General features: G+C 38.6%; 18 protein-coding genes, 1 tRNA gene and 3 pseudogenes. 17 read left to right on the top strand and 5 right to left on the bottom strand.

The window, feature by feature from the left end; translation table 11 throughout:
* Positions 1-271: 271 nt before the first annotated feature.
* From cobA to EAE89_RS06550, 16 genes and pseudogenes are all read left to right on the top strand, one after another.
* On the top strand, positions 272-1,054 hold the full coding sequence (gene cobA, locus EAE89_RS06620) for a uroporphyrinogen-III C-methyltransferase (RefSeq protein WP_054481167.1): 783 nt from the start codon (positions 272-274) through the stop codon (positions 1,052-1,054).
* Between the two features lie 31 nt (positions 1,055-1,085).
* The gene (cobD, locus tag EAE89_RS06615) at positions 1,086-2,159 is read left to right on the top strand and encodes a threonine-phosphate decarboxylase CobD (RefSeq protein WP_054481157.1); all 1,074 of its coding nucleotides are present in this window, start codon (positions 1,086-1,088) and stop codon (positions 2,157-2,159) included.
* Positions 2,152-3,012, top strand: a complete 861-nt coding sequence (locus tag EAE89_RS06610) for a GHMP family kinase ATP-binding protein (protein ID WP_149617072.1) — start codon at positions 2,152-2,154, stop codon at positions 3,010-3,012. Before cobD ends, EAE89_RS06610 begins: the two co-directional genes overlap by 8 nt.
* Before the next feature lie 20 nt (positions 3,013-3,032).
* Positions 3,033-3,662 (top strand): annotated as a pseudogene (locus EAE89_RS06605) (NAD(P)-dependent oxidoreductase); the annotation flags it as partial.
* 69 nt (positions 3,663-3,731) lie between these two features.
* Positions 3,732-4,274, top strand: a complete 543-nt coding sequence (gene cobO, locus EAE89_RS06600; RefSeq protein WP_054481163.1) for a cob(I)yrinic acid a,c-diamide adenosyltransferase — start codon at positions 3,732-3,734, stop codon at positions 4,272-4,274.
* Positions 4,275-4,387: 113 nt separating this feature from the next.
* A complete protein-coding gene (locus EAE89_RS06595; RefSeq protein WP_214085570.1) occupies positions 4,388-5,026 on the top strand; it encodes a hypothetical protein in 639 nt (212 codons plus the stop codon).
* Positions 5,027-5,823: 797 nt separating this feature from the next.
* Positions 5,824-6,849: a hypothetical protein gene (locus EAE89_RS23505; RefSeq protein ID WP_072161949.1), complete on the top strand. Its 1,026-nt coding sequence runs from the start codon at positions 5,824-5,826 to the stop codon at positions 6,847-6,849.
* A gap of 1,990 nt (positions 6,850-8,839) precedes the next feature.
* On the top strand, positions 8,840-10,255 hold the full coding sequence (locus EAE89_RS06585; protein WP_214085569.1) for a tail fiber assembly protein: 1,416 nt from the start codon (positions 8,840-8,842) through the stop codon (positions 10,253-10,255).
* A gap of 520 nt (positions 10,256-10,775) precedes the next feature.
* Positions 10,776-11,006 (top strand): annotated as a pseudogene (locus EAE89_RS24345) (gp53-like domain-containing protein); the annotation flags it as partial.
* A 380-nt stretch (positions 11,007-11,386) separates the two neighbouring features.
* Positions 11,387-12,157, top strand: a complete 771-nt coding sequence (locus EAE89_RS06580; protein ID WP_054480300.1) for a hypothetical protein — start codon at positions 11,387-11,389, stop codon at positions 12,155-12,157.
* A gap of 408 nt (positions 12,158-12,565) precedes the next feature.
* Positions 12,566-13,153, top strand: coding sequence for a gp53-like domain-containing protein (locus tag EAE89_RS06575; protein WP_054480299.1), 588 nt, complete (start codon positions 12,566-12,568; stop codon positions 13,151-13,153).
* Positions 13,154-13,498: 345 nt separating this feature from the next.
* Positions 13,499-14,596 carry a phage tail fiber protein gene (locus EAE89_RS06570; protein WP_072161908.1) on the top strand — a complete coding sequence of 366 codons (1,098 nt, stop codon included), beginning with the start codon at positions 13,499-13,501 and terminating at the stop codon, positions 14,594-14,596.
* 326 nt (positions 14,597-14,922) lie between these two features.
* Positions 14,923-15,792 (top strand): phage tail protein, encoded by an 870-nt coding sequence (locus EAE89_RS06565; RefSeq protein WP_214085568.1) that lies wholly within the window; start codon positions 14,923-14,925, stop codon positions 15,790-15,792.
* Between the two features lie 460 nt (positions 15,793-16,252).
* The gene (locus EAE89_RS06560; RefSeq protein ID WP_214085567.1) at positions 16,253-17,134 is read left to right on the top strand and encodes a tail fiber protein; all 882 of its coding nucleotides are present in this window, start codon (positions 16,253-16,255) and stop codon (positions 17,132-17,134) included.
* A gap of 20 nt (positions 17,135-17,154) precedes the next feature.
* Positions 17,155-17,347 (top strand): annotated as a pseudogene (locus tag EAE89_RS24340) (phage tail protein); the annotation flags it as partial.
* Between the two features lie 655 nt (positions 17,348-18,002).
* A complete protein-coding gene (locus EAE89_RS06550) occupies positions 18,003-18,866 on the top strand; it encodes a tail fiber protein (RefSeq protein ID WP_149617081.1) in 864 nt (287 codons plus the stop codon).
* Between the two features lie 549 nt (positions 18,867-19,415).
* Here the strand turns inward: EAE89_RS06550 and EAE89_RS06545 are convergent.
* From EAE89_RS06545 to EAE89_RS06530, 4 genes are all read right to left on the bottom strand, one after another.
* A complete protein-coding gene (locus EAE89_RS06545; RefSeq protein WP_214085566.1) occupies positions 19,416-20,570 on the bottom strand; it encodes a glycosyltransferase family 4 protein in 1,155 nt (384 codons plus the stop codon).
* Positions 20,571-21,004: 434 nt separating this feature from the next.
* A tRNA-Pro gene (locus EAE89_RS06540) sits at positions 21,005-21,081 on the bottom strand.
* Positions 21,082-21,156: 75 nt separating this feature from the next.
* Positions 21,157-22,896: an LPS biosynthesis-modulating metalloenzyme YejM gene (gene yejM / locus EAE89_RS06535; RefSeq protein WP_214085565.1), complete on the bottom strand. Its 1,740-nt coding sequence runs from the start codon at positions 22,894-22,896 to the stop codon at positions 21,157-21,159.
* A gap of 33 nt (positions 22,897-22,929) precedes the next feature.
* Complete coding sequence (locus tag EAE89_RS06530) at positions 22,930-23,157, bottom strand: YejL family protein (protein WP_054480295.1); 228 nt, start codon at positions 23,155-23,157, stop codon at positions 22,930-22,932.
* 271 nt (positions 23,158-23,428) lie between these two features.
* Between EAE89_RS06530 and yejK the strand changes: the two genes are divergently transcribed.
* Positions 23,429-24,433, top strand: a complete 1,005-nt coding sequence (yejK, locus tag EAE89_RS06525; RefSeq protein WP_054480294.1) for a nucleoid-associated protein YejK — start codon at positions 23,429-23,431, stop codon at positions 24,431-24,433.
* A 71-nt stretch (positions 24,434-24,504) separates the two neighbouring features.
* On the opposite strand, the gene rplY is transcribed toward yejK, so the two are convergent.
* Entirely contained in the window at positions 24,505-24,789 is a 285-nt protein-coding gene (rplY, locus tag EAE89_RS06520) for a 50S ribosomal protein L25 (protein ID WP_054480293.1), read from the bottom strand.
* Between the last annotated feature and the right edge of the window lie 80 nt (positions 24,790-24,869).

Below are 24,869 nucleotides of genomic sequence, written 5' to 3'. Positions count from 1 at the left end.
TTGGCATCTTTTTTTATAAATCAGTATTAAATGCCAGCGATTTGGTCAAAAAGACAACTGCAATCACAAAAACATTAGGTATTATAATGAAAACGATGTAGGTACAAGCTGCGGGGACAGGTTATCAGGAGAAACAAACAGATAAGGTTAGAATGTGCCAGACATATTCTCATTAACAAAAGTGAAGAATTATTGATCTCACACCATATCGTATTGCGGGCTATCGGTAATATATCTTCCAACAGACTTTCGTTACGGGGTAAGAAAAATGATCAATAGCGGAAAAGTTTGGTTGGTAGGTGCGGGGCCGGGTGATGCAGCGCTGATTACTGTCAGAGGATTGCATTGTATCCGTCAGGCTGATGCGCTGGTGTATGATCGGTTAGTCAGCACAGATCTGTTATCGGAAGCACCTGATGGTTGTAAAATGATTAACGTCGGTAAAACACCGAATTATCACCCAGTGCCGCAACAGCAAATTAATCAAATCCTGGTGGAGTGTGCACAACAAGGGTTAAACGTCGTCCGGTTGAAAGGGGGCGATCCTTATGTGTTTGGCCGTGGTGGTGAGGAGGCCGAAGCGTTAGCACTGGCGAAAATCCCTTTTGAAGTTGTACCGGGTATCAGCTCATCAATTGGTGGTCTGGCTTGTGCGGGAATTCCGGTTACCCATCGTGATTATGCTTCGGGTTTTCACGTTATTACGGGTCACCTGCGTCAGGGAAATGAGCCGCAAGATTGGGCGACGCTGGCAAAGCTAGAAGGTACGTTAGTGATTCTGATGGGGATGACTCAACTGGCAAGCATTTGTGAACAACTTATTGCCGGTGGTAAAGCGCCGACAACCCCGGCTGCGGTTGTGATGTATGCCAGCCATCAGCAACAGCAGGTTGCCAGCGCAACGTTAATGACTCTGGCGCAGCAAGTGGCGGCCCAAGGATTGACTGCTCCGGCATTGATTGTTATCGGTGATGTGGTGCGTCTACGGGAAACATTGGCTTTTAGCCGGGATCGTTTGTTATTGGCTTCAGTCCCATCACTGATGGCGCTCTGATTTTCTATTTAACATCTGGATAGGGTATTTGATGAACGAACATGGCGGTAATGTGTTGGAGATGGCGCTGAAAATTGGTGTTACAGCAGAAGAGATAACGGATTTCAGCGCTAATATTAACCCGTTGGGCATGCCGGAATCCCTGAAAACAGCCATTATCGACCAATTACAGCGCGCAGAGCATTATCCTGATACAGAATATCGCCGGTTACATGCAGCGTTGGCACAGGCTCATCATTGCGCTATCGAAAACCTGATCGCAGGTAACGGTGCTACCGAATTAATTTACGCTGTGGTGAATTATCTTAAGCCGCGTCGGGCCATGTTATTAATACCGGGATTTGCTGAATACCGGAGAGCCTTACAGCGGGTTGATTGCCAGATTAATGATTATGTGATGAGTGAAGCTGATGGTTATCAGCCTGATGAGTGTTTGCTGGTGGAATTGGATCGTTGTCGCCCTGATTGTCTGTTTCTTGCTACACCCAATAATCCAACCGGTTTGATGCCAGATACTGCGTTATTGCAGGCGGTATTTGAACGTTGCCGTCAACATAATATTGCGCTGATTGTCGATGAGGCATTTATCGATTTTCTCCCGGATACTGCCGGATTTATTCCTCAGATAGCTGATTTTCCCCGTCTCTATATTCTGCGTTCATTAACCAAGTTTTTTGCCATCCCAGGGCTACGCCTTGGTTATCTGGTTAGTAGTGATGTGAGGGGTATCCGAGAAATGAAACATTGGCGGGAGCCGTGGACCATTAATGCTTTTGCGGCATTGGCCGGTGAAATCATTCTCAATGATAACGCTTACATTCAGGCAACACACTGTTGGCTAGCTCAGCAGCAACGTTGGCTCTATCAAGCACTGGCCGCGTTACCGGAATTGTGCGTTTGGCCTCCCGCAGCGAATTACATTTTCCTGCGCTGTTTGCGCCCGGAAATCGATCTACAGCAAGCATTATTGAAACACCGAATACTCATCCGTCATTGCGCTAACTATCCGGGTTTGAGTGCAGCTCATTACCGGGTCGCCATAAAGAGCGAGCATGATAATCATCGTCTGATATCGGCGTTACATCAGGTATTGGGTTATGGCTAAAGCTCGCTGCCCTGCATCGTGCGGTGAACTGATCCAAGGATGGATTCTGGGTGGTGAAAAGTTAATCTCCTGTCCGGTGAATTGGTTCAGTGAGGTTTCCATTACAGAGGGGGTACCGGAAAAACGTGAGCGTCCTCGTATGCGCCAAATGATGAAAGCGGTATTGGCGTATTTTGACTTGCCGGTGGAGATGGCGCGAGGTTTACGCATCTCCTTGACTTCTACGATTCCGGTAGCAAAAGGGTTGGCAAGTAGTACCGCTGATATTGCCGCTACGGCTTTGGCGACGGCTCGTTATCTGGGGAAAACCCTTGATGAAACGACACTGGCTGGTTTTTGTGTCCAGTTGGAGCCTACTGATAGTACGCTGTTCAGCCAGCTTACTTTGTTTGATCATCAAACGGGCGCCACTCAAATTTCATGTCACTGGCAGCCACCTGTCGATATTCTGTTATTAGAAAGCCCGGAAACATTGATCACAGCTGATTATCACCGTTTAGATCGTCATCTAACATTACTGGAGAATGCCGCAGCGCTAGAGCATGCCTGGAAACTATTCGGTGAGGCCGTTGCTACACGGGATTGCTGGCGACTGGGGGAAGCCACAACGCTCAGTGCACAAGCTAGCCAAAAGCTGTTGGTAAAACCGGCATTTGATAGTTTGCTGGCACTGGTAGAACTGAGTGGTATTTACGGGCTGAATGTTGCTCATAGTGGCAGTGTTGTCGGGTTATTGTGTGATCGCCATCATCATGATGTTGAATACTTATGCTGGTGGTTGAAGCGCCGGGGCATCACCCGTTTTTATCCGCGTCAGCATATGTTGAGTATGATACCCGGTGGTGTGCGTTAACTATAGGAGGAGGGATCATGTTGGATTATTTGCCGATATTTTGTCAGATCCGGGATAAAACCTGTCTGCTGGTTGGCGGCGGTAAGGTGGCCGAGCGTAAAGCGCGTCTGTTATTAGACGCTGGCGCCCATCTACGGGTTAACGCACGGGAATTCACCTCACAATTCCATATCTGGGATGCAGCTGGTCAGGTAACACTGATTTGCGGTGAGTTCGAACCTCATTGGCTTGATCTCTGCTGGTTGGTTATTGCTGCGACCAATGATACCGCCGTTAATCGTTATATTAGTGATTGTGCGACGTCACGGCGCATTTTCTGTAATGTGGTGGATGAGCCACATCGGGCCAGTTTTATTACACCGTCAGTCATTGATCGTTCTCCACTGGTGATTGCTATCTCCTCTGGTGGCAGTGCACCGGTATTGGTCAGGTTATTGCGTGAAAAACTAGAACAACTGCTACCGATACATCTTGGGCATTTGGCTGCTTACGGTGGAGCACTCCGACAACGGGTAAAACAGCATTTTGATAATCTGGCAGCTCGTCGTTATTTTTGGGAGCGGTTTTTTACTAGTGAACCATTAATGCAATCGTTGATCCGTCAAGATCGTCAACAAGTTGATCGTGTGGTAGAAACATTGCTTTCTGAATCATCTCCAGCCAATACAAACAAAACAGATAATTGTTCTTTAGCGGACTAACATGTTGGAGTCATATAAATGAGTGAGGAGCGATATAAACAGAGAAAACAGCGGCAGAAAGAGAGATTTATGGCTCAGGTTGCAGCCGCTCAGGAAAGTAGAGGGATTGTGATCGTCTATACCGGTAATGGCGAAGGGAGAACAACCGCAGCGATAGGGACGATTACGCGAGCATTAGGTCATGGATTAAAGGCGGGGGTTGTCCAGTTTATTAAGGAAGCATGGTCAGCGGGTGAGCGTGCTTTGTTGCAGCTGTATGGAGTTGAATTTCAGCTAATATCGGTGGACTTGGCTGGAGAAGCGCAAAATCGTACCAAGGATATTGCTGCTACTGGGGTCTGGCAGCATGCGTTGCGTATGATGCATGATCCTACATTATCATTGGTGGTGCTTGGTGAACTGACTTATATGATAAGTAATGGTTATTTATCACCGGATGAAGTTATCAAGGCATTAAACCAACGGCCAATTAATCAGACGGTGATCATTACCGGACGAGATTGCCATCTTGCATTGATTGAACTGGCTGATACTGTCAGTGAAATGCGTCCCGTAAAATAAGTTTTTACCGAGGTATAAACGAGATTTGGATTGTTGCATGTTGCAAGGATAACGGTTCGTAAACTATTTGAAAGATAACAGGTATATTTAATCTATAAATTAAGAGGTTTAATATGTCTATTGAAAATACCGATATAGCTGAACAAACAACGGGCAAAGATTCAGTTGTACTTGGACATGCAGAAGCACCGGCAGTACATTCTATTGCAATAGGTGCATCACCCCGAAATTCTAAAACAATCAGTGAAGCGGCCATTGCTATTGGGCAAAATCAACTGGCGGGTAAACAGGGTGATGCAAAGGTAGTTTGGCCAATTGCGATTGGTGCTGATTCCGTATCCAGTGGCTTGGCTTCTATCGCTTTAGGGCAAAAGGTGACTGCGAGTGCAACTCAGGCCGTGGCGATTGGCCAACACTCTTCTGCAACAGAACAAGGCAGCGTTGCATTAGGTGCAGATGCTATTGCTAATAAACCGAATGTTGTTTCTGTAGGAAAAACGGGCCACGAGCGTAAGATTATACATGTTGCTGCTGGGGATATTTCAAATCACAGTACTGAGGCGGTAAATGGTCAGCAATTATATGCTGAATCGACAAGGATTGATATATTATTGGATGCAAAGAATAAAGAACTGGCAGAAAAGATTGAATCGCTGGAAAGTGATATAGCCAATCTTACTCTGTTGGTTCAGAATAGTATAGATGATGTTGCATTATTGAAGAAACGACTTCTTGATGCATTGAGTTATTAATACCCGCTGGTTGTTATTTCATATATTCTTGGCTATTAGGCTGAGAATATATGATATACCTGTTATCTTTCAAGTTGCCTCTTTGTTGGCTGCACTCACTCACCCCGGTCACATAGTTATCTATGCTCCCGGGGATTCGCTCCCTTGCCGTCGCGATGCATCTTGAAATCTATTGGGTATAAGTAATTTATTGGATATCCATTTTTTTATTTCCTGGGGTGTTTTGCCTTTGGCAGGAAAGATACCGACTATAGCAACTGAACACCTTTCTGAAAAATTGCAATTATTAATTGAATCCAACATCCTTAATAATTTATTCTATAAAAATGGAGTATTGATAATCAGTATACTAACTGCATTTACTTGGGTAAATTATATAAATAGTTGTATTGTTAACAATGAAATATATGAAAATAACATAGTGTCGGTTGGTTTATATTAACATTATTGATAAGTCATTGTATTTAATGAAGCTGCGTGATACATTAAATAACTCCATGAAATATATTTCACAGCCTCATAATTTTAATTTATTTACAAATTGAGTTTTACGTATAATACTTTATTTTAACGATGAGTGGATTTAATTTAAGCTCGCGTGAAAAGTGGGGGTTATAATGTGTTTTTAAAGTTAAATCAATTTGATTTAATATTTCATGATGACAAGTATGAAGATGAATTATTATATACCCAATAGATTTCAATTTGCAGCTCGGCGGCAAGTTAAAACAGCCAACAAAGCAGCAACTTGAAGGATGAAGGGTATGGTAATTTAATTTCTGAATTAAGAGGTATATATGTCTACAAAGAATATAAATATAACTGTAACTGATCAAGTTGGTAAAGATTCAGTTATCCTTGGGAATGCAGAAGCACCAGCAATAAATGCTATAGCAGTTGGTGCTTCACCATTAGCTTCTAAGTCAATTAGTGAGGCCGCTATTGCTATTGGGCAAAATCAACTGGCAGGTCGGAAGGAGGATGAGAATAAAGTCGATAAAGTTATATGGCCAATTGCGATTGGTGCTGATTCTGTATCCAATGGTACCGCTTCTATTACTCTGGGGCAAAAGGTTCTTGCCAGTGGGTCTCAGGCAGTAGCAATTAGTCAAAACGCCTCTGCAACAGGAAATTCGAGTGTTGCATTGGGAGCAGACTCTGTATCCAGTGGTTCTGCTGCTGTTGCTCTGGGGCAAAAAGCGATTGCCAGGGGGAATCAGGCAATTGCGATTAGTCAAAACTCTTCTGCGACAGGAAGTGCGAGCGTTGCATTAGGAGAAGGCTCTGTATCCAGCGGCACGTCTTCTATTGCTGTGGGACAAAAGGTTAGTGTTAGTGGGTCTCAGGCAATTGTGATTGGTCAAAACTCTTCTGTAACAGGAAGTAGGAGCATTATATTAGGATCAGACTCTAAATCCGCATCTTCATCTTCTATTGCCGTGGGGCAAAAGGTTAATGTTAGTGCGTCTCAGGGAATTGCGATTGGTCAAAACGCCTCTGTAACAGCAAGTGGAAGTATTGCACTCGGTGCGAATTCTGTTGCCAGCAAATCGAATGTTGTTTCTGTAGGAAAACCGGGTAATCAACGTAAGATTGTGAATGTTGCTGCCGGGGATATTTCAAGGAACAGTGCGGAGGCGGTGAATGGTCAGCAATTATATGCTGAATTGGCAAGAATGAGTGCATTGGATATAAAAAATAAGCAGCTGGAAATGGATATTAAAAAGTTGAAGAGTACTATAGATAATCTTACCCGTTCTATTACTAATCTTACTCTGTTGTGCCAGAAAAATGCGGATGAAGTTGCCTTGTTGAAGAAATGAATTCTTAACGCATTGGATTATTAATAACAAATGGATTCGACTAAATGAATATATTCTATGGATTTCAAGATGCATCGTGACGGCAAAGGAGCGAACCCCCGGGAGCATAGTGAACTATGTGACCGGGGTGAGTGCAGCTAACAAGGAGGCAACTTGAAGAGAGGTGATTAGTGGCAGTATTTCATCACTGCCAGTAAACCGATCAAATAATCACCTCGAAAGACTTGGGATGACAAAATACCCAATGAATTATTTAAAGGAATACGAACCTGTTTACTCTCAATCTAATGATACTGCACTTAACTATGTGACTTAAGAGTGATGGATTGCTGATAATTTTATTTAAAGAAATTTATCAATGATTGTATTCAGCATTGTTAGCATGGGATGATTTTTTAAGGGAGTTAGAGGATATTTTAGCAATATAAAAGCCAGCTTAGAAACTGGCTTTTCACGTATCGGTTAAAAAGAAGGCTTACAGAAAGCGAGGCGTTGACAGGTAGATAACAACGCTATGAACACTTGATATGAAAGATGTAACAGATTTCATGATGAACTCTCTTTATAGGTAAAATGTGATTTGTTTCACGAAAATCTAAATTGTGGCTGTGATTTTAATCAGAAAAACTTCATAGTCAAGCAGTTTTTAAAAAATATTTTAAACATTAAAATATTTTTGTATAAGTATCTTGTATGACGAAGTGAGCGATCTTGTGCATAGGGATGTTGAGTGATCTTGCTGACGATTGTCTTTAGGGTTGTATATTAGTTGATCAATCAACCAATCAATCGTTACATGAAGAAACGATAGTTAAACAGTTGGAGTCAGGCGACTTATTGGTTTTATACATACCCTATGGATTTCAAGATACATCGAGACGGCAAGAGGGCGAATCCCCGGGAGCATATACCCAATAGATTTCAAGTTGCAGTGCAGCGGCAAGTGAATGCAGCCAACAAAGCAGCAACTTGAAAGATAACGGGTATAAAAATGATAATAAAAGCCGGAACCGGTTCTGGCTTAACTTCAAACCTAATATCGATATTTTCTCCATGTTTTTAGCAAAATATCTATTTTAATATTAATATTCGATCTGAAAATCATAGAAATACCTCTACAATTTAATGAGACTATTCTTATTTCATTAGATAGATGAATTAAAATGGAATAAGATTTATGATTGTTATTTTATACCACTTATTTAATTGAACAAGAGGATGTTATAAGAAAATTATAGGGCATAGGCAGAAATATAAATGGAAATAGAAAAAGAGTTATTTTTAGGTATTGAATTATTTATTGCTGCTAATTATATAAAAACAGTTAACGTTCTGAGTTAGAATAAAATTCTATTATTATTATTTTTGAACTAGGCTGTAATATACCCAATAGATTTCAAGTTGCAGTGCGGCGGCAAATGAACGCATCCAACAAAGTAGCAGCTTGAAGGATGAAGGGTATAAAGGTATTTTCCTCATTTCTGATGTTAATTGTCTGAAACAACCAAAGTAAAAAAAAGTTATATGGTCTTGACATATTATTGATAAAGCGCTGTCTAAATAGGTAGCGTTTTTTGAATATTGAAAAATTTAGTCTGTAATTTTAAATATAAAAATAAGTAATGACAAAGTGAAATAATTTTAGATGTTGAATATGAATGGCCTGAGTATATTTCTAGTTGAAATTTGTTGGATTTTTTCTTACTGCTAATTATACAAAAATAATTATTCTTCTGAGTTAGAAGGACATTTTATTATTATTTTTATGAATTAAACTATGGTTGTCCTAAATTATTAATAATTGCCTTTAAACAATGATTTAATATATTTATACCCAATAGATTTCAAATTGCAGCGCGGCGGCAAGAGAACGCATCCCCAGGAGCATAGATAACTATGTGACTGGGGTAAGTGAACGCAGCCAACAAAGCAGCAACTTGAAGGATGAAGGGTATGATGTAAATCATTCTATTTAAACTAAGGGGTGTATATGAGTGCCAAGAATAATTTTAAGGCTTTTTCTATTAGTAATGATGCTAATGTAGTGAGTCAAGATAAATATGAGAAAGACCAGAGCTTGCAGACTGGGTTTCCACCAGATAATATTCCTATTAATCTATTAAACAAAGTATTACGTCAATCATCAACAATATCATCTGTAATAGCTAATTTTATCGCAACACAATCTGGCGATAATGTTCTGGATGATGGTGATATAGCGAAACTTACCGAGCAATTAAATAAAGCTTTAAAACAAAAAATCACAACAGAAGTTCCCAATGCGTCATTAACACAAAAAGGGGTTGTTCAGCTTACGGATGTGTTGGGTAATAGTACCACAGTAGCTGTTACACAAAAGTTGGTTCAGGAAATAGTAAATTCATTACTTGAAAATATTAATGCCAAAATACCTAATACCCGAAAAATTAATGGGAAAGCACTGTCTGAGGATATCACTATTACTTCCCAGGATATTTTGGGTGGGCTGGCGATTAGTTTAGGTGATAAGGCGGATTTAAGTAGCTATAAAACACCAGGAATTTATCACCAAGAGTATGATGCCCATGCCAAAAGTGGCCTTAATTACCCTGAACCGCTCGCGGGTTCTCTTGTTGTGTTGAAAGCGGCTGGGATCGTTCAACGTTATTTTGTTTATAACAGTAGTCGGGTATATACACGTAGCCAGTTTCATGATAATCCATGGACCCCTTGGGCTAGAGAATATAACACTCTGAATAAACCTTCGGCAGAGGAGATTGGCGCATATACAAAAATAGAATCTGATTCTCGATATATTGCCGGAATCCGTAAGGTAAATGGAAAATCTTTATCTACGGATATCACTATTTCTTCTCAGGACATTTTGAGTGGGCAGGCGATTGGTTTAGGTGATAATGTGAATCTGGATTACTACAAAACACCAGGGATTTATTATCAGGAATATAATGCTCATGCTAAAAATGGCGTCAATTATCCTGAACCACTTGCCGGTTCGCTTATTGTATTGAAAGCGGCTGGGGTTATTCAACGTTATTTTGTTTATAACAGCAGTCGGATATATACACGTAGCCAATTCCATGATAATCCATGGACCCCTTGGGCTCAAGAATATAACTCGTTGAATAAACCTGCTGACAAAGTTGTTGGGAAGGATACGGAAATAGAATCTGATAATACTTATGTTCCGACTAAAGAGGAATTAATACAGCAAGCAGAACATGAGAAATTCCAGTCACTGGCTAAAGTTAATAATCTTGTCGGGCCACTACAAGATGCTGTCGATTTAGGTATTGCCACCGAAGAAGAAAAAACAGATCTGTTGGCATGGAAGCAATATAGGGTGATGTTGAGCAGAATTGATGTTTCATTAGCACCCAATATTGAATGGCCGGAGCAGCCGAAATAATGAAAATAGGATACTGAAAGAGATTCAATCTATAACCTGAAATAGAAAAATTATATACCCAATAGATTTCAAATTGCAGTGCGGCGGCAAGTGAACGTATCCTCAGGAGCATAGATAACGATGTGACTGGGGTAAGTGAAAGCAGCCAATAAAGCAGCAACTTGAAAGATAACAGGTATAGTAAGAAATGAAAGAGGGGGATAATAACTTTTTAATATTAAATTACCTATTGTAACCAATTATACAAAAGTGGTTAATATCCTAAATTATAATAATATTTGATTGATTGTTTTTAAATTAGACGTCTGATCAAGACGTCTAATTGACCCGAATGGAGATAAGTCATTCGTATAATAATTTAATATACCCAATAGATTTCAGATTGCAGCGCGGCGGCAAGTGAACGCATCCAACAAAGCAGCAGCTTGAAAGATGAAGGGTATATATTATTTATGAAATAACTAAAGTTAATATGAATACAGCTGGTAAGGATATTAATGGTTGGTGAAAATGTGGGGATACAGGAGTGGTTTATCAGTGGGGAACCGTGAACTGGACAGGACATAATACACCCGTTAATTTTCCTATTCAGTTTCCTAATGTTTGTGTAAATGTTTTATTAACCTTAAGTAATAAAACTGATATAAAATCATCATATAATATTGTTGCGAACAAACTATCTGTAACAGAATTTAATTATTGGGCATACCCGATTGAAATCTCTGCGTTTTGGTTTGCAATAGGATATTGATATATTTTTATAGTGAAAGTGTTAGTGATTTATATTGTTAAATTGAATTTGGGAATCTGGATATTTTAGATTGAAGTTTGAGTTCTGTACTCAACGAAACTTAGACCTTTGAATTTATTTTTAGTCCGATGGTGATATGTCATAGTTAATTTATTCATCCAATGCTACTTTTTGATAATAATATATTGAGATATTTATAAATAAAATTATTTTGATTTTAATAATTATATAAAAGCAATTGGCATTCTAACTCATGAGAATGTTTTATTATTATTTTTATGAACTAGGCTATGACTAACGTGAATTGTTATGGGTTATATTAATAATGGTTTGATGTGTTTTTTGTCAATAAATAATATTATTTAATTTGAGGGTTTTATATGAGTGTAAAAAATGATTTTAAAGCTTTTTCTATTCAGAGTGGTGCTAATGTGGTGAGTCAAAATTTATATGAAAGCAGTCCAGAATTGCAGACTGGATTAGCACCAAATAGTACTATTCATGTTCATTTGTTAAATAAGACATTGCGTCAATCATCAACCATATCATCGGTTTTAGCTGATTTTATTGCAGAACAATCTGGTGAAGATGTTTTGGATGATGGTAATGTAGCGAAACTCACGGCACAATTAAAAAAGGCTTTGGAAAATGTTAGTGCTAAACGTTCAGGTGATATCTATTTATCTGCACATCCAGCATCAGATTTAGCTAAAGGAGAATATATTGCAAATGGTGCTGCTTATGCGATTGATTCAATTGTTGGTCGGGCATTGAATAATTTATCCAATGCATATAAGGCAGCATGGGGAATCAAGTTGCGTGATGGTAAAATTAACCTTCCTAATCTGTTTGTTGATGGACGAGGAGTATTTGTGCGTGCTGGTTTGCAGCCAGGTGTGATACAGGGAGATGCGATTAGAAATATTACAGGTGATGTGGGGTGGTGGACGCATGGGCTTTTTACTCGTACCAGTGGCGCATTTTATGGTGTTACGAGTACCGCAACAGTAGTTGCTGCGGGAACAAATGCTAATAGTAATCATGGATATTCAGCATACGCCGCTTTTGATGCATCAAAGGTAGTGCCAACGGCAAACGAAAATCGCCCGTTAAATGTCAGTATGATACCTGTCATTTATTTAGGTGTATAAGATAATGATAAATTATTATTTTGAGGGTATATTTGGCTGGTGGCTATTTATTGGTTAGCCTGATGCCAATTCAGGTAATAATCTCTTGATGAATACCTTAAGAATATAGCCAGAATTTAAATAAAGATTTTGGCTATATATGAATGATATGGAAAGTGATAAAGAAAAATCTCAGTTAATAGACTTGGGAAAATATAGAGTATTACTGAATTTTTCGATTACAATCTGTCGGGTTGTTTATTATTGATAGTTATATAAAAATAGTTGCTTATTTTGGTTGCAAAAATATTTTATTATCATTTTTTTGAACTAGCCTATGACAGGGTTGAATTATTTAATAGGTTATTTTCATAGTAGTTTAATGTGTTTTTTGTAAATAAATAATATTATTTAACGTGAGGATTGTATATGAGTGTAAAGAATGATTTTAAAGCTTTTTCTATTAATAATAATTCAAATGCATTGAGTCAATATTATTATGAAAGTAGATCAGAGTTGCAGGATGGATTTGATTCAGGCAAACAGCCTGATATTCATGTATTAAATAAGGCATTGCGTCAATCGTCGGTTATATCATCCGCTGTAGCCGATTTTATTGCGACAGAATCAGGCAGTGATGTTTTGGATGATGGTGATGTAACCAAAATAACCACACAATTAAAAAGCGTGATAGATCGAAAAATTGCAAAGTGCTGTAATCTTAATGTGAATACTGCTAATAAGGTTGCAAATGGTTGGTGGAAGTGTGGTGATACAGGGATAATTATTCAGTGGGGACAGGCAAACGGCTCTATGAATATAAGTGATTATAGAAATTTCACAATTCCATTTCCTAATGCTTGTTTCCAGATTGTGGCAACATATGCTGATTTTTATAATTTTGGATCTGGGGTTGCTGCTGTACCTGTTTCTGCAAGTCAGTTTATTGTAACGTGCAGAAATTCTACAAATGCGTTAACGAATAATTATGTGAGATATTTTGCGATCGGATATTAATTACTGCAGCGTGAAAATAAACGCATTTTACTTTATAGAATAGGAATGAAATTATATTGTTTCTGGTTAATTAATAAACTGGTTATTTATATATTGAAAGATCCGATGCGTAATCTTCAATGGGAAAATTTTGGTAAAAAATGAAATAGGATAGGGAATGGAAGTATTTTAATATTGAATTTTCTATTTTAGTCAATTATGTAAAAATAGTTAACATTCTAATTCATAAGAATGTTTCATTGTTATTTTTCTGAACAAGACTATGACTGGTGTGAATTACTATGGGTTATTTGCACAATAGTTTAATATGTTTTTTTAAAATATTATTTAACTTGAGGATTGTATATGAGTATTAAGAATGATTTTAAAGCTTTTGCTATTAAGATTGGTGCTAATGTAGTTGATCAAAATATATATGAAAATAGTCCAGAATTGCAGGATGGATTTTATGAATTAAAACGGTCTGATCTTCATGTGTTAAATAAAGCATTGCGTCAATCGTCAACCATATCATCTGTTGTAGCTGACTTTATTGCGACAGAATCGGGCAGTGATGTTTTGGATGATGGTAATGTAACGAAAATCACTGCACAATTAAATAAAGCATTAGAACAAAAAATCAAAGTAGAATCTGATAATCGATTTGTTCGGTTAAATACGAATACAAAAACATCTGGTTGTATCTTATCTAAGGCAGCAAATTTAGGTGATGACCCATCCCTGCGCGATTTGTCATTGTCGGGTTTCTTACGTCCAAATGGGTGGGCGGACTTAGGTGGTTTAGCTATTCATGTCGCTCACCCTAGTGCAGGGATTCCACACTCAAGAGGAATTTCTTTTGAATACGGCAGTACATCTGGAGGTCAAGAAGGGTTTGGAATACATACATACGCATTTGACAAAAATGGTAAATTTAAAGGAAAAAAAAGAATTTTAATTGAAGATGTAAACAGCGCATTCGATGCTAATGGATTTCTCAAGAGAGTCTCACCGATAGTCAAACTCTACTCTGATGGTGAGTTTTCAACTAATGAAGAATCTGAAGGCGCAAAAGTCACTAAAGAGGGAACGGGTGTATATCGCATTTCAAATATTTCAGGCTGTAATGCTGATGATGTATGGGGAGAGCATGGTGGTATTTCAGCACCAAAAGATAAAAATGGGTTAGAGTTGATTTTTATCGATAACCGTATTCAACCTGATGGTTCTATTATTATCGAAACTTTTCACAGACAACATTCTCATTTACCAGCACGTTTTCAGAATTGGCGACTTAAATGTATCGATGATAACGATGAACGTGTTTTTTATAAAGATGGAGAATCTTGCGATATTCCAGAGAATTGCCGCTTAGATATTCGTGTCCAAATGCCGGAAGATTCGTCTTGGAATTTAAAACAGAACAGGTTGCAGGAAGAGATAGAAGGAATAAGAGAAAAATAGTTTCAAGTATATATCCAATAGATTTCAAGATGGATCGTGATGGCAAGGGAGCGAACCCCCGGGAGCATAGATAACTCTGTGACCGGTGTGAGTGCAGTCAACAAAGAGGCAACTTGAAAGATAACAGGTATATTTTCAGTTCAAAAATGTTGAACTGCTTATTATCGCCAATTATATGGAAATAATTGGCTTTATAAGGAGTAAGAACAACGAATTATTATTTTTATGAACTAGACTATGACCAATGTGAATTATTATGGGTTATTTGCATAATAATTAATGTTTTTTTTGTAAATAAGTGATATTACTTAACGTGAGGATTGTATATGAGTGTCAAGAATGATTTTAAAGCTTTTGCTATTAAGAATGGCGCTAATGTAGTAAGTCAGAGTTTATATGAAAGTAGTTCAGAGTTGCAGACTGGATTAGCACCAGGCCATGATATTGATATTCATTTGTTAAATAAGACATTGCGTCAAGCGTCAACTATATCATCTGTTGTAGCCGATTTTATTGCGACAGAATCGGGCAGTGATGTTTTGGATGATGGAAATATAGCTAAACTCATGGCTCAATTAAACAAAGCGTTAGAACAAAAAATTGCAACAGACATTCCCAGTGCTTCATTAACACAAAAAGGGGCTGTCCAGCTTACAAATGTGATTGGCAATAGTGACACATTAGCGGTGACACAAAAACTTGCTCAGGAAATAGTAAATTCACTGCGTGAATATACAGATAATCGGATTAAAACAGCCAATGAAGTTCCTGTTGGTTCTCCTATTCCGTGGCCATTACTCCATCCACCTATTGGCTATTTTACTTGTAACGGTTCAGCTTTTAATAGATTACAGTATCCGAGGTTGGCGGAAGCTTATCCTGACGGTAGATTACCTGATTTAAGAGGGGAATTTATCCGGGGCTGGGATGATGGTAGAGGGATAGATCCCGGTCGAGTGTGCGGGTCATGGCAGCAAGCAGGGATACAAGATCACACTCATTACAAAGTAGCTTCAAAATATGCAGTGGAAGACATTGTGTTAGCTGGAGGCTCCACTTCGTGGGTTACAACCGTGAACGGTCAATATTTACGTTTTCTTGATCAAGACGCTAAAACGGGCGGAGTAGTGGAAACTACTGCAAACGAAACCCGCCCCCGCAACATCGCATTTAATTACATAGTAAGAGCAGCATAATGACAGAATAGAAATATTCTTTAAGCCCGAAGTAAAGTAAAAGCCGGGTTAATTAACTTATAAAAAACCAACCATAATCGGTTGGTTTTTCTAACTGAATTGTTGTCTTTGAAGCATGAATAACTAAAGTAGGAGAATAATTATTCCTATTTATTTTCCTTGTCTCATTTTTTAATTTTGGCGGTTTATATGTAAATTTCTCATAAATAGAGAGGAAGAATAAAAGGAAAATGGTTTCAATATGTTAAATATGTATTTATGAATATATATTATATTCCAAGGTGTTGAATTTCCTATTGCTGATAATTATACAAAAATAGTTAACATTATAAGCAATAAGAACACTGCATTATTATTTTTATGAACTATACTCTGATTGAAATGAATTGAGTTGGAATTTTTTTACAATAATTCAAATACATTGATTGCGAAATGGTATTATTTAATTTAAGGAAAACACATGAATCCCCAAAATGATTTTAAAGCTTTTTCTATTAGTGATAATGCAAATATAGTAAGTCAAGAAGAATATGAAGAAGATCAAAGTTTGCAGACTGGATTTACACCGGAGAATATTTCTACTCATGTATTAAATAAGGTATTACGACAATCGTCAACAATATCATCAGTTGTAGCTGATTTTATCGCAACACGATCGGGCAATGATGTTCTTGATGATGGGAATATATCCAAAATTACGGCTCAATTAAATAAAGCGTTAGAACAAAAAATTGCAGCAGACATTCCCAATGCTTCATTAACACAAAAAGGTGTTGTCCAGCTTACAGATGCGATTGGCGATAGTAACACATTGGCAGTGACACAAAAGCTTGTTCAAGAAATAGTAAATTCATTACGTAAATATACCCTCGAAGAGATAGATAATCGGATTAAAACGGTCAGTGAAGTTCCTGTCGGTTCTCCTATTCCGTGGCCATTACCTTATCCACCTACAGATCATCTCGTCTGTAACGAGGCATTTTTTAATAAATTACAGTATCCAAAGTTAGCTGAGGCTTATCCTGACGGTAAATTGCCTGATCTAAGGGGTGAATTTATTCGAGGCTGGGACAGTGGTCGAAATGTTGATCCATTTCGTCCAATATTGTCATGGCAGGAGGGGGCTTATTTAGTACAGAATGTTGATCGGGCGAATAATTTTATTATTACCTTCTCACGCAATGAGCTATCAAAATTGCACTGGGATATTCCCCAAAATAAAAATATTTCGGTAAAATCGGTATATTCTGGAACTCAGAAAGATTGGTCAGCGGATTACAGTTTCATAGGGGTGTCAAGACCACGAAATATCGCATTTAATTACATAGTGAGGGCAGCATAATGGGCATATCTTTACTTGAAGAGATTCCGGTAGGAATACCTCTTCCCTGGCCGACTGACGTACCACCAAATGGATGGGTGAAATGTAATGGAGCGATCTTTGATAAATTTTTATATCCAAAATTAGCGGTAGCATATCCATCTGGTGTATTACCCGATTTGCGGGGTGAGTTTATTCGTGGCTGGGATGATGGGCGTGGGGTGGACGGATATCTACTTTCCAATCAACTGGCAGATATCGCTCCGCATAGTCATAGGATTGGCCGGATGTGGTCCAACTCAAATGCTGGAGCTGAAGGTTTAGGTACATACACCAAGCCGTATTCTCAATAGTGTTTACCAAGGAGTTAACTACGGAATTGATTCTCGCGGATTAGGTATTGCTATCGGAATGGGATCTGGTGGCTTCGGTTATATGGATAATGCGGTTGCTGCTTCAACAGGAATAGAAACACGTCCGCGAAACGTAGCACTTAATTATATTGTGAGGATTGCTTGATGAATAAGGCTGTATTGGATCAAGTTCCTGGCATCGAATGGCCGGAAGTGTCGAAGTGATGAAAATGGCCTGTTTATTCAGGCCATTCAGACAGTGATTTTGTTGATGCTGTAATTACAGAACTAAAATATTACTCTGAGATATAAAATATTTCAGTAAGTAATACAATAGCAGAGTGATTTCGGATGTTAAATATAAATAGATTTAGCGTGGTGTCTTTGGTTAAGAAATATTGGTTTTTTACTCTTTTAATTACACAAAAATAATCATATTTCTGAGTTATAAGGATGTTTTATTATTGTTTTATTGAAATACACTGAATTGTGATAAGTCGTCTATAAAATAATATCATTTAATTTAAGGATTATATATGAGCCAGAAGAATGATTTTAAAGCTTTTTCTATTAGTAATAATGCGAATGTCGTGAGTCAGAGATTATATGAAGAAAGTAAGGATTTACTGACTGGGTTTCCACCAAATGATGTTTCCACTCATATGTTAAATAAGGCATTGCGGCAATCATCAACTATATCATCGGTTTTAGCTGATTTTATTGCGGAACAATCTGGTGAGGATGTTTTGGATGATGGTAATGTAGCGAAACTTACTACACAATTAAATAAAGCATTAGAACGAAAAACCACAACAAGAGTTCCTGATGCTTCATTAACACAGAAAGGTGTTGTTCAGCTTACCAATGTGATTGGCAATAGCGACACATTGGCGGTTACACAAAAGCTTGTTCAGGAAATAATAAATTCATTGCGTGAAGATATTAATAATAGTAGAGCCAATGATCTACCCGTAGGTACTCCTATTCCTTGGCCGACAGCCATACCACCTAGCGGGTGGTTGCAGTGTAATGGTGCGACCTTTGATAAATCGAAATTTCCGGAGTTAGCCAAGGCTTATCCCAGTGGTAGATTACCTGATTTACGTGGTGAATTTATCCGTGGATGGGATGATGGGCGTGGTATTGATCAAAACCGTTCATTATTGAAATGGCAAGAAGGGTCTTATTTATTACAGGAAGGCGGTCAAGGTGATTATGTTCTTAATTTCTCACTTAATAATCTAGGGGTATTACAGTGGGATGCCCCTCAAAATAAAACTCTTTCATTAAGAGCCAGGGTTGCTAGGCCAATTTCTACTTGGAATGATATGAAAGCTTCTTATATAGGGGTATCAAGACCCCGAAATGTTGCGTTTAACTACATAGTGAGAGCAATATAATGACAGAACAGAAATACTCTTTAGAACATGAAGCCGCGGTGTTGGGATAGAGTAAATATCGGGTACGGGTATTATTCATTTATGTAGATATCTCACGGGCTCCCGATATTGAATACCTTGGGGCGCTTGGATAATAAAATCAGCTTTATTCTAATTAATTAGATAGTTTTATATTTTTAGGTGGGGGGAAATGATTTATTAATGGCGGTAAATTCCTGGTTTTAAATCGGGATTTTACCAGCGCTAAACCCCAGATATAAAAAACCAACTCTAAGTAGTTGGTTTTTTCCATAGGAATTTGGTCGGCATGAGAGGGGTTTAATTTACGACCTCCGACATTATACTACGTTGGCGATTTTTCCCGAAGACAGGGTAACTATGGGGATTTCATCTGGAAATAACGGATATGCGTATTTGCGATTAGAAAATAATGGCAGAATATTACGGTATGTATATCAAGGGTCTAACGCCAAGGTATCTAAGGTATGGGTTATTTAAATGAGTAATGGCCTGAACAAACAGGCCATATTTAATTTTTAATGTTTTTTTCTAGCCATCTACTTCATTTTTTATAATCTGATGAGCTTTAGAAATGAAATTATGATTACTATGGTGTTTTTTAATATAGTCAATAGCTTGTTTCGCAATTTCTTGTCTTTTGATATCATCTTGCATTAATTCACGGATTGCTGAGACAAATAAATCTACTTTATCAAAACCATCTCCTAAAACATCACCTACATGAATTCCAAATTTAGATGTTAAATCATCAGGATTTCGGTTACTAACAAGTAAAGTTCCGAATGATAATGCTTCAAGGAAAGAAACGGGTAAGGCTTCGTGAATTGAAGTGTTAACTAAGATTTTTGCATCACGTAAAATTGCATCCTTTTGTTCCCCCTCAATATGGCCAGTAAAGTGGAGGTTCTCAATATTTTTATAGCCTGCTATTATTTCGTGATTTTTATCGTCGTCTCTGTATACTCTTCCTAAAACATAAAAATCATATTCAGGCATTTTCTTTGCGATTTCACAGAATAACCAGCCACGTTTTACAGACGCAATTCGTCCTAAGAAGATAATCATATCCTTTTTTCGGTGTGTGGTTACGTCGAATGTTTCGTCAATATCAATAGGGTTTGGAACATACTCAATCTTAACGTTCGGATCTAATTTATATAAATCTTTAGCTTTATCATTCAGGCAATACGCTTGTGATATGAATTTCACTCTGCCTTTCTGGTACCAATCATGAACTAGATCATAAATCTTTTGGTCGTAATATGATGTTTCAGGAAAGAGTTTTACAGTAAAAATCTCATCCCATTCATACATTGGACGGGGATCTTGAATCCATAATATTAGTTTTTTACCTTTATTGGGTTCATTTTCTATAACATGGCTATAGGTTAACTCAACACTAAAGTAAATATCGTAGTTTTTATTTTTTAACCACTGGCGTGCAAACCATTTTCTACGTGGTAGTCGATAAAGAGGAACATTGTCTACAATATATTTCTCTGCAAAAAAATGGCTTTTACCCTTACCTAGTAGTACTTCGAATTCAAACTCCTTGTTTGGTAAGTATTTTGCAATATAATGGCGTGCTAAATAACCATATCCTCCGAACCGAGTATCCGCAGCGCCAAAGAATTCGTCAACAATCAATCCTACTTTAATTTTACTTTTGCTATTCATACTCATTAAAAATTCCTCTATAATTTTTTACTTATCCTAGTAAGATATAGCGTCTTCCAAAATGACTTACAACAATAAGTATACCATTCGATTTCATGTATGCAGCCCAAAATGAAGCTTCTTTCTACTTTCTACCTCTCGATCCCATTAATGGAATCAACAAATTCTTTCTGCTTCAAGTTGGTGTAAAGTGAGGGCTGTATTTAAGAAGAAAGACAATTAAGAGAATGAAGATAAAAAAATAAATTATTCTAATGGATTTCAAATAGACATTACCGAGAAAATCAGCAAGAAAAAAGAAGCTTCACACCTCTTTGACCAACAATAAAACCTATCCCAAAGTTAGCGTGCTTTTACCATTTGTCGTCGGCCATTTTTCCCTCAGCAAATTCCACCCATAAAAAAACCAACCGTAACAGGTTGGTTTTTCCAGGGAAATTTGGTCGGCATGATAGGATTTGAACCTACGACCCCCGACACCCCATGACGGTGCGCTACCAAGCTGCGCTACATGCCGATAATTCGTATTATAGTACTGATTTTTTGCCTAAAAGCAAGTACTGAATTTTGTGACCGATTGATTTTTAAGCATTTAATTAGCTATGAAATGTTTAACCTCTGTTAGTATCTGTAACAGCTGTGCCAGATTGGGTTTAGCATCTTTGACTTCGTTGCCTTCGAGGTCATATAGGTAATAGCCCCCGTTCTTATCCAGAAATAAAGTATTTTCACTGGTTGTAATAATTAGAGAACCATTATCACCAGTAATAATCCATGGATTGTTACGTTGTGCTGCAAACAGGTCTTCACCTTGAGAATAATCATTAGGAGAATTGCTAACATGCAACAAGCGTTGCATTAATGTTGTCATGATGTCCTGATGGCTAGTCAGTTTATCGATTGTCTGTGGTGGCGTTTCGGGCCAATGAATAAGCAGGGGAACATGCATTTGCACACGATTGAATCTATCATTATTTATCCACTTAGGTGGCTGGGTAGCTGCGATTTCGCTATGGTCAGCGGTAATGATAATTACCGTGTTATTCAGAGCGTTTTTGTTTTTCAGTGTCTCTAATACGGTGTTAATTTGGTTATCCAGTGCTGATTTGTCAGCTGGCTCGGCAGCTTTATCTAATCCATTTATCTTCAGTAAAGAAAACCATGGGGTACTGGTATTGGGTAAATTCAGCCATTGTTGCCATTGTTCTACTGTAAGTTGGTTGCTTTGGTTGACCGCAGTGGGTAATGAATAGTCGGAAAGCAATGCCTGACGATAAAGCGGAGTTTTAAACCCTTCCGAGGAGAATAACCCAAATTGGTATCCTTGATGAGTCAGTGCATTGAATAGTGCTGATGATTTACGCCCAGCAAGTATTCCATCTAGGTAGCCGGAAGAAATGCCATAAAATAACCCGAATAAGGCTGTATCATTTTGAATACCAGTACTGAAATGCTGATTGAACTGGATGCCGGTTTCTCTGAAATGGGAAAGAGCGGGCATATTCTTTGTAATATTTTTATTATCCAGCCCGTCAACAACGAGTATCAATAGGTTGTATCCGCTTCCCTGATCCTGATAAGTCAGATTATTAAGTGGGTATTCAACGGACAAAGCAGCAGGATCACCCTGTTGCATAAGGCGATACTGAAATTCTTTCTGATCTAGCAGGCCATGTTTCTCAAGAAATTTACGCGCTGTCATTGGATAAGAGAGCGGTAGGTTAGAACGCTGCATGGTTATCGGGCGGTAAAAATTAGCGTCAGACCAGATATACATCAGATGGGAAGCCAAAAAGGCAGATATGAAAACCGCTGCTAATGGCTTACTGACCCGTTGCCGATTCAGGCTACGTAGTTTCTGCCAACTCCAAGTGCCAAATAACATCTGTACCAGAAAAATGACTGGAATACAGATAAACATCAGTTGCCATTCCCGTGCCAGTTCCCCCTGATCAGGATTGATCACCAGATCCCAAACTAAAGGTGTAAGGTGAAGGTGGAAACGGTCGTATACGGCGCTGTCGAAGATCAACAGCGTTAGCCCGGCTGTGGCGAAAATAGCCGAAAGGAATCTTAGCAGGCGCTGTGACATGACAATAAATGTCAGCGGAAACAGAATTAACAGGTAAGCGGCGAAAACAATAAAACTAAAGTGTCCAAGCCAACTGACCAAAGCATAGACTCGGCCGAACAGTGAGCCCGGCCAGTCGGAAATAAACAAGTAACGGCTGCCTAATCCAAGGCTGAGCAGGATATTAAACAGGGCAAACCAATGCCCCCAGCTAATCATCTGGGAAACTTTTTCACGATAACGCTGACGGCTAGTCACCATATTTTGTTTACGTTTTGGTCTTTAGTTAAAAAATTAATGGGCTTTATCTTCGTTGACTGAAGATTTAAGCGCGTGTGCAAACGAGTCAGCTATATGTCTGCGCTGTGCAGGAGACACACTCGTATTGATTAAATTTGTTACCATATTGCCCAGTACCATTAGAGAAAGGTCTGTCGGCGTATGGTTTCTTTCCAGAACACTGACTAATTCTGTTAATAAACGTTCAACGTGTTCGTCACTGTAACGGGATGATTGTGGCATAAATTTAAACTTCCTGAACTAACAAAGCACACTATCTTACCGTATAGGTGAGTGATTTTCTGCTCTTTTATAGCAAATTAATTCATGGTTAATATTATGTTGCAATAATTAGGGGGTTTTTGGCAATTTTCTGGTATTTGTCGGTGAATAGTAGTGAAGAGTGCATGGTAAACGCGATTTTTTCCCGGTTTTTTTATTGCAGCAGTTTGTTATCAGTGTTTGAATACGCCGTTAAAAGCGAATGAAGTAAGCAGCGAAAGGAGTGGAAAAAATGAGTCTGCAAATAGACCAGATTGCTTTGCATCAATTAATCAAGCGTGATGAACAGACGCTTGATGTCGTGCTGCGTGATTCTCTGCTCGCCACCGATCAAGTGGTGGAAGATATGATGGCTGAATTACACCGTGTATACAGCGCAAAAAGCAAAGCTTATGGCTTATTTAATGAAGAGAGTGAATTAGCAGAAGCTCTCAGACATCAGCGTAAGGGTGATGAAGATTTTCTTGGATTCAGTCGTGCCGCAACAGCACGTTTGAGGGATGAACTGGCTAAATATCCGTTTGCTGAGGGTGGGACGGTCCTATTCTGTCAGTATCGCTATTTGGCGGTAGAGTATTTATTGATTGCTGTGCTTAATAGCTGTAATAGTATGTCTGTTAACGATAATCTGGATTTGAATACCACTCATTATCTAGATATTCCTCATGCTGATATTGTTGCTCGTGTAGATTTAACTGAGTGGGAAACTAATCCTGAATCAAGTCGTTATTTAACTTTCTTGAAGGGGCGGGTAGGGCGTAAAGTTTCAGATTTTTTTATGGACTTTCTCGCTGCCAGTGAAGGTATGAATGCTAAGGTACAGAATAAAGGCTTATTACAGGCAGTTGATGATTATTGTGAGTCGGGGCAGCTTGATAAAAATGAGCGGCAGGCATACCGCCAACAGGTATACAGTTATTGCAATGAACAATTGCAGACGGGAGAAGAAATTGAGATCAAGGAATTGTCTCAGGAATTGCCAACGTTTGGAGAACAGAGTTTCCAGCAATTTTCTCAGGAACAGGGATATGAACTGGAAGAGAGTTTCCCGGCAGATCGTAGTACATTGCGTCAGTTAACTAAATTTGCCGGCAGTGGTGGCGGATTGACGATTAATTTTGATGCGATGTTATTTGGTGAAAGAATTTTTTGGGACCCGGTGACGGATACTTTAACAATTAGAGGGACCCCACCCAATTTACGTGACCAATTACAGCGTCGTAGTGGGGGGCACTGATACCATAAATAAATAACGCCGCAAATGCGGCGTTATTTACTCGGCGTCCCGAAAAGCTCGACTGTGGCTAATTAAGCACGCAGGAAGTCAATGTGCGCCAGTTTTGGCTTAAACGGATGGCGCTGTACAGCCTGCACTTTAACTTTAGTTTCTTTACCATCAATAACCAGAGTCAGAATTTCGCTATAAAATTCTGCTTTGCGTTCCATATTGATAACTTGGTCGTGATCCAGTTCAATAGAAACAGGCTCCTGGTTGCCACCGTATACGATAGCTGGGAACTTGTTGGCTCTGCGCAGGCGGCGGCTCGCACCCTTACCCTGTTCTTTACGTACTTCTGCATTAATAGTAAACATTATTTTTTCTCTTTCTCACATAAGAGGAAAATAAATCCTGCTACAGGCGACCCAGCAGCAGGTTCGAGATTTGGCTTAAC

The organism is Photorhabdus heterorhabditis, from assembly GCF_018448905.1.
Taxonomy (GTDB): domain Bacteria; phylum Pseudomonadota; class Gammaproteobacteria; order Enterobacterales; family Enterobacteriaceae; genus Photorhabdus; species Photorhabdus heterorhabditis.
Note: the sequence above shows the minus strand (reverse complement) of the source record. Positions and strands in the feature narration are given on the sequence as shown.